Origin of the sequence: Leifsonia sp. NPDC058194, assembly GCF_042883605.1 — a bacterium.
In the GTDB taxonomy this organism is placed as follows: domain Bacteria; phylum Actinomycetota; class Actinomycetes; order Actinomycetales; family Microbacteriaceae; genus Leifsonia.
In genome coordinates, this window is sequence record NZ_JBHVVL010000007.1 from 1 (window position 1) to 11,532 (window position 11,532).

Annotated in this window: 13 protein-coding genes; 5 read left to right on the top strand and 8 right to left on the bottom strand. The window is 72.5% G+C overall.

Translation table 11 applies throughout. From position 1 onward, the window contains the following. Nucleotides 1-191: 191 nt before the first annotated feature. On the bottom strand, nt 192-1,205 hold the full coding sequence (locus tag ACFVU2_RS19990; protein ID WP_387878189.1) for a LacI family DNA-binding transcriptional regulator: 1,014 nt from the start codon (nt 1,203-1,205) through the stop codon (nt 192-194). 68 nt (nt 1,206-1,273) lie between these two features. Between ACFVU2_RS19990 and ACFVU2_RS19995 the strand changes: the two genes are divergently transcribed. Continuing rightward, complete coding sequence (locus tag ACFVU2_RS19995) at nt 1,274-2,170, top strand: SMP-30/gluconolactonase/LRE family protein (RefSeq protein WP_387878191.1); 897 nt, start codon at nt 1,274-1,276, stop codon at nt 2,168-2,170. An 81-nt stretch (nt 2,171-2,251) separates the two neighbouring features. On the opposite strand, the gene ACFVU2_RS20000 is transcribed toward ACFVU2_RS19995, so the two are convergent. After that, entirely contained in the window at nt 2,252-2,620 is a 369-nt protein-coding gene (locus ACFVU2_RS20000) for a VOC family protein (protein ID WP_387878193.1), read from the bottom strand. A gap of 63 nt (nt 2,621-2,683) precedes the next feature. On the opposite strand from ACFVU2_RS20000, the gene ACFVU2_RS20005 reads away from it, so the two are divergent. Further along, nucleotides 2,684-3,133, top strand: coding sequence for a MarR family winged helix-turn-helix transcriptional regulator (locus ACFVU2_RS20005; RefSeq protein ID WP_387878194.1), 450 nt, complete (start codon nt 2,684-2,686; stop codon nt 3,131-3,133). A 5-nt stretch (nt 3,134-3,138) separates the two neighbouring features. Here ACFVU2_RS20005 and ACFVU2_RS20010 read toward each other — a convergent pair whose 3' ends face one another. The 4 genes from ACFVU2_RS20010 to ACFVU2_RS20025 all read right to left on the bottom strand — a co-directional run bounded on the left by ACFVU2_RS20010 (nt 3,139) and on the right by ACFVU2_RS20025 (nt 5,721). Further along, entirely contained in the window at nt 3,139-3,546 is a 408-nt protein-coding gene (locus ACFVU2_RS20010) for a carboxymuconolactone decarboxylase family protein (RefSeq protein WP_387878197.1), read from the bottom strand. Between the two features lie 33 nt (nt 3,547-3,579). Then, nucleotides 3,580-4,329: an SDR family NAD(P)-dependent oxidoreductase gene (locus ACFVU2_RS20015; RefSeq protein ID WP_387878199.1), complete on the bottom strand. Its 750-nt coding sequence runs from the start codon at nt 4,327-4,329 to the stop codon at nt 3,580-3,582. Between the two features lie 65 nt (nt 4,330-4,394). Continuing rightward, nucleotides 4,395-5,240 carry an NAD-dependent epimerase/dehydratase family protein gene (locus ACFVU2_RS20020; RefSeq protein ID WP_387878202.1) on the bottom strand — a complete coding sequence of 282 codons (846 nt, stop codon included), beginning with the start codon at nt 5,238-5,240 and terminating at the stop codon, nt 4,395-4,397. 85 nt (nt 5,241-5,325) lie between these two features. Beyond that, the gene (locus tag ACFVU2_RS20025; RefSeq protein ID WP_387878203.1) at nt 5,326-5,721 is read right to left on the bottom strand and encodes a cupin domain-containing protein; all 396 of its coding nucleotides are present in this window, start codon (nt 5,719-5,721) and stop codon (nt 5,326-5,328) included. Between the two features lie 178 nt (nt 5,722-5,899). Here ACFVU2_RS20025 and ACFVU2_RS20030 point away from each other — a divergent pair, with 178 nt between their 5' ends. Then, on the top strand, nt 5,900-8,554 hold the full coding sequence (locus ACFVU2_RS20030) for a family 78 glycoside hydrolase catalytic domain (RefSeq protein WP_387878206.1): 2,655 nt from the start codon (nt 5,900-5,902) through the stop codon (nt 8,552-8,554). Nucleotides 8,555-8,663: 109 nt separating this feature from the next. Here ACFVU2_RS20030 and ACFVU2_RS20035 read toward each other — a convergent pair whose 3' ends face one another. Further along, a complete protein-coding gene (locus ACFVU2_RS20035) occupies nt 8,664-8,900 on the bottom strand; it encodes a hypothetical protein (RefSeq protein WP_387878208.1) in 237 nt (78 codons plus the stop codon). A gap of 178 nt (nt 8,901-9,078) precedes the next feature. Here ACFVU2_RS20035 and ACFVU2_RS20040 point away from each other — a divergent pair, with 178 nt between their 5' ends. Further along, entirely contained in the window at nt 9,079-9,591 is a 513-nt protein-coding gene (locus tag ACFVU2_RS20040) for a MarR family winged helix-turn-helix transcriptional regulator (RefSeq protein ID WP_387878211.1), read from the top strand. A gap of 82 nt (nt 9,592-9,673) precedes the next feature. Here the strand turns inward: ACFVU2_RS20040 and ACFVU2_RS20045 are convergent, their stop codons facing one another. Next, nucleotides 9,674-10,723 (bottom strand): NAD(P)H-dependent flavin oxidoreductase, encoded by a 1,050-nt coding sequence (locus ACFVU2_RS20045; RefSeq protein ID WP_387878214.1) that lies wholly within the window; start codon nt 10,721-10,723, stop codon nt 9,674-9,676. A 92-nt stretch (nt 10,724-10,815) separates the two neighbouring features. Here ACFVU2_RS20045 and ACFVU2_RS20050 point away from each other — a divergent pair, with 92 nt between their 5' ends. Further along, a complete protein-coding gene (locus tag ACFVU2_RS20050) occupies nt 10,816-11,475 on the top strand; it encodes an alpha/beta family hydrolase (RefSeq protein WP_387878217.1) in 660 nt (219 codons plus the stop codon). The last annotated feature ends 57 nt before the right edge of the window (nt 11,476-11,532 follow it).

The window sequence follows — 11,532 nt, forward strand, 5'->3', positions numbered from 1 at the left end:
ATTACAAGATGAAGACGCCATACGTGATATTGAAACTTCTCGTGGGCTCGTATTTGTTTATAAGAGACCGGGACATTCCCGCACCCGACGTCCCGCCCTGCCGCGAGCGGAGGAGAGTTCGGGCTCCCGGAGCCCGATCTCCTCCGCTGCCGGCGCGGGACCGGTCCCGCGCGGCGGATCCCCTCCGCTGCCTACCGGGCTACGCGCGGCGCGCTGCTCGCCCGCGCGACCAGCTCGGGCGCGTACACCCGGTGCCCCGCCGCCGTCGGGTCGTCGAATGCGGCCACCAGCAGGTCCACGGCAGCGGCGCCGAACTCCTCGTGCGGTGAGCGGATGGAACTGATCGGGATGATCGACGCCGCGGCGAACTCGATGTCGTCGTAGCCGATCAGCGCCACCTCCTCCGGCACCCGCACGCCCGCCGAGACGAGCCCCTGCAGCAGGCCGAGGGCGAGGAGGTCGTTGGCGGCGAACAGGGCGTCGGGCCGATCCTGCGGCAGCCGGGAGGCCAGCGCCCGCGCCGCCGCGCGCCCGCCGGCGATCGTGCGGTCCTCGACCGGGAGCACCTCGAGCGCGGCGCCGGGCACGGCTGCGACCGCGCGGTGCGCGCCGTCGAGACGATCGGCCACCTGACGGATCCCGAGCGGCCCGCCGACGAACGCGAGGCGCCGACGACCGCCGCCGAGCAGGTGCGCGGCCGCGAGCCCTCCCCCGGCGACGTCGTCGACCGAGACGGACGCCTGCTCCGCCGACACCGCTGCCTGGCCGACGAGCACCGAGGGGGTGCCGCGGCGCCGGATGGCCGCGAGGCGGTCCTCGACGCCCTCGTGCGACGCGACCAGCATCCCGCGCACCCGGTGCTGCTGGAAGAGTTCGAGGTAGGCGTCCTCGCGTCGACGGCTGCGGTTGGAGTTGGCGATGAAGACGGAGAGCCCGGCCTCGGCCGCGCGCTGCTCGACCCCTTCGGCGATCGTCGCGAAGTACGGGTTGCTCACGTCGGGCGCGATGTAGGCGATGGCGGTGCTGCTGCCGGTGCGCAGCTGACGTCCGACGATGTTGGGCACGAAGCCGAGCTGGTCGATGGCCTGCTGGATGCGCTCGGCGAGCTCGCGCGAGACCCGATCGGGGTGGTTGAGGTAATGCGACACCGAACCGTGCGACACGCCCGCGAGGGCCGCGACCTCCCGCATCCCCACCGTCGCCATGGCACTCCCTTCCGCGACCGATTCTGACACGTATCAATCGGCTCGCGCCATCTGCCATGCTGGTACGCATGGACATCGTCGACGGAGACACTCTGCTCGCCCCCGGCGCGGCACTCGAACGCGTGGCGACCGGCAGCGAGTGGGCCGAGGGGCCCTGCTGGGTGCCGGGGCGCGACCGCTTGCGCTGGAGCGACGTGGCCGGCGACCGCATCCTCGAGTTCGACCCCGCGACGGGAGCGACGAGCGTCTACGCCGAGCGCACCGAGTTCGTCAACGGCCGCACGCTCGACCGGGACGGTTCCGTGCTGCAGTGCTCGCACGGGCGCCGCCGCATCGAGCGCGACCGCGACGGTGTCGTGGAGCCGGTGGTCGACCGCTACGGCTCGCTCCTCTTCAACTCCCCCAACGACCTCGTGGTCGACTCGCTCGGCGCGATCTGGTTCAGCGACCCGCCCTACGGCCTGCACGAGAGCGGGCGGGAGGGCCACCCGGGCCGACCGGAGTACGGCGGATGCTACGTCTTCCGCGTCGACCCGGTCACCGGCGACGCCGACGCTGTCATCACCGACATGGTGCACCCGAACGGTCTCGCCTTCTCGCCCGACGAGTCCGTGCTCTACGTCGCCGACACGGGCTACCTGTGGGACGACCGTGCTCCGGGATGGATCCGCGCCTACGACGTGGTCGACGGCCGGTGCATCCACCCCCGGGTCTTCGCGGAGGTGCGGCCGGGCAGCGCCGACGGCTTCCGCGTCGACGAGGCCGGCCGCGTCTGGTCGTCCAGCCGCGACGCCGTACGCGTCTACAGCCCGGAGGGCGAGCCGCTGCTGGTGGTCCCGGTGCCCGAGACCGTCTCGAACGTCGCCTTCGGCGGCCCGGACGGCAGCGACCTCTACATCACGGCCACCACCAGCCTGTACCGCATCCGCACCACGACGCGGGCCGCATCCCGCCCCGCGCGCTAGCGACGACGGCGCACCTGCTCGGCGCGGTCGCAGCGCTGCTCGGCGCGGTCGCAGCGCTGCCCGGCGCGGTCGCAGCGCTGCTCAGGCGCGGTCGTGGAGGGTGATCTGGTAGCCGTCCGGGTCGGCGAAGGTGAACGTGCGGCCGAACGGTCCGTCGATCGGAGCCGAGACGATCGTGCGACCGTCGGCGACGAGGCTGTCGTGGATGGCCTGGACATCGGTGGCGCGGAGCCAGATCGCCGCGCCGATGCCGGGCTGCGCGACCGCGTCGAGGTCGGTTCCCGGGACGATGTCCCGGAGCGCGAAGGCGATCGGCGCCGTCTCGAAGACGACGGCGTGGGGAGGGCCCGCCTGCGAGCGGACGAGTCCGAGGTAGTGCTCGTAGAACGCCTGCGAGGCGTCGAGGTCGCGCACCTGGAGGGAGAGGAAGTCGGGACCGATGGCCGGCATGGTGATACTCCTTCATTCTGTGTCAGTTTTCTGACATAGAACAATCTATGTCAGAATACTGACATGAGTCAAGACGGCGTCGACCTGGACACCTCCCTCGGCTATCTGCTGAAGGAGGCGTCGAGCGCCCTCCGTGCGGCGATGGAGGCCGTCCTGAAACCGCTCGGCATGACCGTGACCCACTATTCCTGCCTCGAACTGCTCGCCCAGCGCCCCGGCCTGTCGAACTCCGAGCTCGCCCGCGGCGCGTTCGTGACCCGGCAGTCGATGAACGTGCTCCTGCAGGCGCTGGAACGCGACGGCTACGTCACCCGGCCCGCGCAGGCTCCGGTCGGCAAAGCGCTGCCGACCCGGCTCACCCCGCTCGGCCGGCGGAGCCTCGAGAAGGCGACCGCCGCCGTGCGCTCGGTCGAGGTCCGCATGCTGAGCGGCCTGACGCCCCCGGAGCAGTCGCAGGCGTTCGGCATCCTGCAGAGCATGATCCGCTCGCTCCGCGCCGACGACGGGTCGTAGCGCGCTCAGTCGGTCGGGCCGAGCGGCGGCGGGATCTCCTGCCCCTGCTTCGTCAGCTCGTCGGTGATCACCGAGATGGCGTTGAGCGCCTTGGGGAAGCCGCAGTACTGCACGGTGTGGATCACCGTCTCCAGGATCTCCGTCGGGGTGCAGCCCACATTCAGGGCCCCGCGGGTGTGGCCGCGGAGCTGCGGCTCGAGGCCGCCGATGGTGACGAGGGAGGCCAGGGACAGCAGTTCCCGCTGGGCCAGCGTCAAGCCGGGCCGGGAGTAGATCTCCCCGAAGTTGAACTCGACGCCGAATCGCGCCAGATCCTGTGCCAGCCCGGTCTGCTGGGCGACCAGGTTTGCGCCCTTGCCGGGGCCGTAGACCTCGTCGAACCAGCGCTCGCCGTTCCGCAGTCGTTCGCTCATCGTCGTCCTCCGCTCGCTGTTCGTGCTGCCGGCTCAGATCGAGTGTCCGCCGTCGACCGGCAGGACCACTCCTGTGATGTTCTCGGCCTCGGCTGCGGCGAAGAACACGACGATCTCGGCCAGGTGCTCCGGCACGCCGAGCTTGCCGGTCGGGATCTGCGCCATCAACGCCGCGCGCCGCTCCGGGGTGTCGTTGTCGCGACCCGGGGTCGCCTGGGCGCCGGGCGCGATCGCGTTCACGGTCACACCGTCCGCCGCCACCTCGATGGCGAGGGACTTGGTGAGCCCGATGACCCCGGCCTTGGCCGCCGCGTAGGCGGTGGCGTTGCGCACCAGCCGCCCGCCGGAGACGGCGGCGATGGAGGCGATGTTGACGATGCGGCCGTCGCGCTGGCCGAGCATCGAGGGGAGCACCGCGCGGGTCACGTTGAAGACCGACGTCAGGTTACGGTCGAGCTGCGTCTGCCAGACCTCGGGCGCCAGCTCGTGCAAGGGGCTCACGGCTCCCCCTCCAGCGCCGTTGAGGAGGATGTCGACCGCCCCCCACTCGGCGACGATCCCGTCCACGGCGCGTGCCACCGCGTCGGCATCGGTGAGGTCGACCGCCGCGCTCAGCGCGCGCCGCCCTTCGGCCCGCACCAGCTCGGCGGTGCGCTCGAGCCCCTCGGCGTTCAGGTCGAGGCCGGCGACGTCCGCGCCCTCGCGGGCGAGCGTCCGGGCGATGACCGTGCCGAGGGCTCCGGCGGCTCCGGTGACGATGGCGCGCTTGCCGTGCAGTCTCATGTGCTCGTGCTCTTCTCTGTGCTGATGGGGCGTGTGCTGATGGGGCGTGTGCCGGGTCGTGCGGTTCAGTAGCGGAACTCGTCGCGCCACCGGTGCTCGGTGACGAAGCCCAGGCGCTCCTGCGCCTTGCGGGTCGAGATGAGCGCGTCGCTGTCGCCCATCGTCGGATCGACCGGCACTCCCGGGAACCAGAGGTTCGCCAGCTCGCGGCTCGGGATGGCGGAGCCGGAGTCGGGGGCGGCGATCGCATACGTCTCGAATCCGGGTCGTGCCGCGGCCAGGGCGAGGGCGACGGCCTGGGCACCGTCGCGGGCGTCCACGTAGGTGCCGATGAGGTCGCGGCGGTACTCCGGGTCCGTCGCGCGGCCGAAGGTGTCGTACTCGTCGGCGCCGACCACGTTGGTGAAGCGGAGGGCGGTGATGCTGAGCTCCGGGTCCCAGCCGACGAGCTGACCGAACATCGCCTCCTCCATGACCTTCGCCAGCCCGTAGGAGTTGTTCGCGCGGGTGTGGCTCTCGTCGATCGGGAGGCTCGGCGGCGGCACGTCGAAGGGGAAGCCCATCGCGGTGATGCTCGAGGCCGCCACGACCGTGCGGATCCCGGCGCGGACGGCGGCGAACAGCACATTGCCGGTCACGGCCAGGTTGTTCTGGAACGTCGTGATGTCGGGCACGAGACCGTTGACCGGGATGGCCGCCAGATGCACGAGTGCGTCGACGCCCGTGTGCCGGGCGGTGACGCCGAGGAGGGCGTCGAGGGTCTGGCCGTAGTCCGTGAGATCGACCTGGGTGAAGCCCGCTCCCGGCCGGCCTGCGCGGTCGAAGCCGATGACGTCGTGCCCGTCGGCGCGGAGACGTTCGACGGTGACGGAGCCGAGCTTGCCGGAGCTCCCGGTGACGGCGATGCGCATGGTGTCCTCTGAACTCTCTGTGCTCTCGATGGTCTCTGTGCTCTCGATGGTCTCTGTGCCCTCGATGGATTCTGTGGTCTGGTTCTCAGTCGCGGGCGGGGAAGCCCGCGGGCAGCGGGAGGGCCGGGACGTCGTGTCCGGCCGCGTCGGCCTCGTCGCGGTGCAGGTGGCCGACCCGGCCTCCGGCCGGATGCCCGGTCTCGGTGAAGAAGCCACGCAGCTCCTCGTACACCGCCACGATGTCGTGCGTGGAGCCGGCGGGGTGCAGCACGATGTCGCCGGCCTGCACGTCGCGTTCGGCATCGTCGACCAGGATGCGGCCCTTGCCCGCGGTGATGAACCAGAGCTCGTCGTCGTCGTGGTGGTGGCGGTCGAACCGGCCGCCCTCCACGGGTACGGCGAAGCGGCCGGCGGTCGCCGTTCCGGTGGCGGCAGGCCTGTTGTCGGGGTTCAGCCACTGACCGGGCTCGTAGACGGGCATCCCGCCTCCTTCCGCGCGGCGATGCGCGCACATCTGCGTGTCGAGGGGATGCGGTCATCCTGACACGCTTTGTTGATACGTGTCAATCTGATTGTGCCGGACTCGCGCGGCGTGGTAATCCTGGTGTTTGATACGTGTCAGAATCAACGCCGATCATCGTCCCGGAACACGAGGCCCCATGCAGCACGTCACCGTCCGCCCCACCGCCCCGCGCGTCGAGCACCTCCCCGAGCCGCTCGGCCTGGGCACGCCGCTCCCCCGCCTCTCGTGGCGGACCGCCGCGCCCGACGACTGGCGGCAGACCGGCTATGAGCTCGAGATCACCCGCGGGGGCGACACCCGCCACTTCGCCGTCGACGGCGCCGACCAGGTGCTCGTGCCCTGGCCCGACGAGCCCCTCGCCTCCCGCGAGCGCGCGGTCGTGCGCGTGCGACTGCGCGGAGTGGGCGCCGCCCCCGACACCGAGACCGACACCTCCGACGCCTCCGACGCCTCCGACGCCTCCGAGTGGAGCGAGCCGACCGCCCTCGAAGCCGGTCTGCTCTCCCCCGACGACTGGAGCGCGCGGGCCGTCGGCGGCGCGTGGCCCGAGATCCGCGAGAGCGACGAGCGCCGGCCGGCCCTCGTGCGCCGTGGCTTCCACCTGCCCGCGGCTCCCGTCCGTGCTCGTCTCTACATCACCGCCCACGGGCTCTACGAAGCCGAGATCAACGGCGTGCGGGTCGGCGACGACGCCCTCTCCCCCGGCTGGACGACCTACGCGCAGCGCCTGCGCTACTACACGTACGACGTCACCGAGCTGCTCACCGCCGGCGACAACGCCGTCGGCGCCTGGCTCGGCGACGGCTGGTACCGGGGACGGATGGGCTGGCGCGGTGGTTTCCGCAACGTCTTCGGCGACGACCTCTCCCTCATCGCCCAGCTCGAGGTGGAGGATGCGGACGGCGGGCACCACGTCATCGCGACCGACCGCGACTGGAAGGCGGGCGTCGGTCCCATCCTCCGCACCGGCAACTACGACGGTGAGGACTACGACGCGCGTGAGGAGCTGCCGGGCTGGTCGACGCCCGGTTTCGACGAGACCGGCTGGACGCCCGTCGCCGTCCGCTGGCGCGATCCTGCCACCCTCGTCGCGCCCGAGGGGCCGCCGGTGCGCTGCACGGAGGAGGTCGCGGCGGTGGAGGTCATCACCACTCCGAGCGGCGCCACCGTTCTCGACTTCGGCCAGAACCTGGTCGGGCGCGTGCGCATCCGCGTCCGCGGCGAGCGCGGCCGGACCGTCACGGTCCGCACCGCCGAGGTGCTGCAGGAGGGCGAGCTCTACACGCGACCGCTGCGCGACGCCCGCTCGACCGACAGCTACACGCTGGCCGGCCGCGGCGAGGTCGAGGTATGGGAGCCGCGGTTCACCTTCCACGGGTTCCGGTTCGCGCAGGTGGACGGCTGGCCGGGAGATGTCGGGGCCGCGGTCGCCGCGGGTGACATCGTCGCCCGGGTCTACCACACCGACATGGAGCGCACCGGCTGGTTCGACTGCTCGGACGACCTGGTGAACCAGCTGCACGAGAACGTGGTCTGGAGCATGCGCGGCAACTTCGTCGACATCCCGACCGACTGCCCGCAGCGGGACGAGCGGGTGGGATGGACGGGCGACATCCAGGTCTTCGCGCCGACAGCGGCGTTCCTCTACGACGTCTCGGGGATGCTGTCCTCGTGGCTGAAGGATGTGGCCGCCGAGCAGCTGCCCGACGGCACCGTCCCCTGGTACGTGCCCGTCATCCCCGCCCATCACATGTGGACGCCGATCCGTCCCGGCGCCGCCTGGGGCGATGTCGCCGCGCTGACGCCTCTGGCGCTGCACGAGCGCTCGGGCGACGTCGGCCTCCTGGCGGCCCAGTTCGACAGTGCCCGGCGGTGGGTCGACCTGCTCGACCACCTGGCCGGCGACGACCACCTGTGGGACGACGGCTTCCAGCTCGGCGACTGGCTCGACCCGGTCGCCCCGCCGCAGGACCCGGCCGACGGCCGCGCCGACAAGTACGTCGTCGCGACCGCGTACTTCGCGGCGTCCTCCCGGGCCGTGGCACGCATGGCGGAGGCGCTCGGCCTCGCGGCCGAGACGATGCACTACGACGCGCTCGCCGACGCCGTGGCCGATGCGTTCCGCGGCGCATACGGCGACGGGAGGGGCCTGCTCATCAACGACGCCCCCACCTCCTACGCGCTCGCGATCCGCTTCGGGCTGCTCCCCGACGCCGAGCGCGCCGTCGCCGGCGACCGTCTCGCCGAGCTCGTCGCCCAGGAGGGCAACCGCATCTCGACCGGGTTCGTGGGCACGCCGCTCATCAGCGACGCACTGAGCTCGACCGGCCATCTCGACACCGCGTACGACCTCCTGCTCGAGCGCGAGTGCCCGTCCTGGCTCTACCCGGTCACGCAGGGTGCGACCACGATCTGGGAACGGTGGGATTCGCTCCGGCCGGACGGCACGGTCAACCCGGGCTCGATGACCTCCTTCAACCACTACGCCCTGGGCGCAGTGGCGGATTGGCTGCATCGCGTGGTCGCCGGTCTCGCGGCGGAGGAGCCGGGCTATCGGCGCATCCGCTTCGCGCCGCGTCCGGGCGGCGGCCTGACCCGGGCGTCGGCGACGCACGAGTCCCCGTACGGCACGGTCGCGATCGCGTGGGAGCGCACCGACGGCACGCTGAGCGTCCGCACGCAGGTGCCGATCGGCGCGACCGCTGTGCTCGACCTCCCCGGCCGGGACCCGGTCGAGCTCGGACCGGGCGTCGCGACGACGATCGTCGAGGCGGCGACGCTCGGAGCCTGAGACCGCCGGCGTCGACACGACAACGCCCGACGGTGCGCGGGGCGCCCACCCGAGGGCGTCCCGCGCACCTCTGCGCCCGGCGGCATGTCAGCCCCGCCGGGGCCTCGTGTCAGTGCTCGGTGCGCGGGTAGTTGCCGATCCGCTGGTGCGCGCTGCGCACGAGGGGTTCCTGTCCGTCGCGCTCGGTGCCGACGTAGGCGCCCACGACGTCGTCGTCGGGGCCGGTGTGCCCCTCGGTCTCGGTGTACTGCCCGTGGACCGTCCGCTCCGTCGCGGCTTCGGGATCCGTCTCGGTGTAGTGGCCCTCGACCTGGTCGCGGTCGAAGGGCGCATTCGTGTCCGCCATGGCGATACGCCTCCTTAGTTGCGATACCGCAATCATCCTCCCCGTGCGAGCGAACGGCGCCGGGGCGCCCCCGACTCGGAGCGCGCTCCCACCCTGCCCTCAGAGACCCGGCGCACCCGCGCGACGACCTCGGAAACCCGGTGTGCCGCCCGCCGCCCGGACGCGGTAGAACTGGAGGGTGACCACCACCGACGACCGCCCCGCGCCCGCCGCCGACCTCGACGCCGTCCTGCGCGCGGCGAACGTGCTCCTCGGCGTCGCGGCACGCTCGGTGCTCGAAGTGGAGGACACGGTCACCTCGACGCAGCTGCGGGCACTGGTGCTCATCGCGACCACCGGGGCCCGCACCCCGGGCGAACTGGCGACCGAGCTGGGCGTGCATCCCTCCAACGCGACCCGCACGTGCGAGAGGCTGGTGCGGGCCGGCCTCGTCGACCGCAGCGAGGATCCGGGTGACCGCCGCTCCGTGCGGCTGGTGCTCTCTGCCGACGGGTCCGCGCTCGTCGAGCGCGTCCTCGGGCAGCGCCGCGCCGCCCTGGCCGAGGTGCTCGCGTCGATCCCGGCGAGCGATCGCCCGGCCGTCACCGCCGCCTTCGACGCCTTCGCACGCACCGCGGAGGCGCATGGCTCCGCGCCGGTCACCGACGCCCGGTTCACCCTGGTGCTGCCCGCCGACCCGTCCGCCCCCTGACGACGCGGGCCGCGATCCGCTCTCCGGCGCCGAGCGCCCGCGGGCCGGGATTCCGTGCGGCCGGGATTCAGTGCGCCGGGATTCAGTGAGCCGGGAACCCGTGCGCCAGTTCGGCGATGACGTCGCCGGCATCGTCGTACCGGGCGAGGGAGGCGCTCTGCCCCATCCACAGGGACAGCAGCTCGTCGTCGCCCCGACCGGCGGCTGCGGCGCGGAAGACCCCGGTGAGCGCGTTCTGCACGGGGAACGGCGCGATCGTCCCGCCCTGCTCGATCTCACGGACAGCACGGTTGCGCAGTCCCCGCGCGAGCCGCCCGCTCATCGCCCTCGTCAGCACGGTGTCCGACGCCTCGGCCGAGCGGATGCGGGCCCGGTGGGCGGCGGGCGCAGCGGACTGATCGGTCGCGAGGAACGCGGTGCCGACCTGCACGGCGCTCGCTCCCAGCGCGAACGCGGCCGCGGCGCCCCTCCGGTCGGCGATCCCGCCTGCGGCGATCACGGGCATGTCCACGGCATCGACCACCTGGGGCACGAGCGCGAGCGAGCCGACGAGGCTGTCCTCCGCCGGGGCCAGGAACGACGGCCGGTGCCCGGCCGACTCCGAGCCCGACGCGACGATCGCATCCACCCCTCCTGCAGCGAGCGCACGCGCCTCGGCGACGGTGGTCGCGGTGCCGACCACGACGATCCCGCGATCGTGCGCGGCCGCGACCACGTCTGCCGGGGGCACTCCGAATATGAAGCTGAGCACGGCCGGCTCCGCTGCGCGCGCCGCCTCGATCTGCTCGTCGAACGACGGCGGAAGGGCAGCCGGCCAGACCGGGCGCTCCGCGCCCGCGGCGTCGAACAGCGCCCCGAGCGCGTCCACGTATCGCACGTACTCGTCGCGGTCGACCGGGTGCTCCCCCGGCAGCTCGATCGGCAGCCAGAGGTTGAAGGCGAACGGGCGGTCCGTCCGCGAGCGGAGGGCCGCCGCCGTGCTGCGGATGCGGTCTGCAGAGTACCCGTACAAGCCGAACGAGCCGAGTCCGCCCGCCTCGCTGACGGCCGCCGTCAACTCCACCGACGAGAGACCGCCGAACGGCCCGAGCACCAGCGGGAGGGTCGTTCCGGTGAGTTCTTCGAAGCGCATGTCGTCCTCCCGAGAATCCTTTGCGCGAGCGCAATCATCCGCTCTCGATTCTAGTCGTGCCGCCCGGACGGCGGTCGGGTACCGTCGAGGCGATGGACATCGCCGCACCCACCTCCCTCGGCCCGGGCCGGCTCGTCGTCGCGCCCGCCGCCTCTCCGCGCGCCGTGCTCTGGATCGGGCACGGAGCGCGCGGAGGCATCGACGCCGTCGACCTCGCGGCTCTCGCCCGGGCGCTTCCCACTCGCGGGATCACCGTCGTGCGGTACGAGCAGCCGTGGCGCGTCGCCGGCAAGCGTGTGGCCTCCCGCCCCGCGGCGCTCGATGTCGCCTGGCGCGAGACCGCCCCGCTCGTGGACGAGCTCGCCGCCGGCCTGCCCCTCATCGTCGGCGGCCGCAGCGCCGGTGCCCGGGTCGCGTGCCGCACCGCGGGCGAGGTCGGGGCGGCCGGTGTCGTCTGTCTGGCCTTCCCACTGCACCCGCCGGGGCGGCCGGAGACATCACGACTCGCCGAGCTGCTGCAGCCGGAGGTGCCCGCCCTCGTCCTGCAGGGCGACCGCGACACATTCGGCACGGCGCAGACCCTCGCCGAGGAGACCGCGGGGCACGACGGCATCCGGGTCGTGGCGGTGCCCGGTGCGGACCACGGGATGAAGACGCTGAAATCGTCTCCGCTCGGCGCTGCAGGGGTCGCGGAGCTGGTCGTCGTGAGCGTGGCCGACTTCATCGACGACGTGCTCGACCGCACCGTCTGACGCGCGGCGCCACGAGCGATCGCGCACCGATCCGCGCGCACGCGCACAAGGAATCCG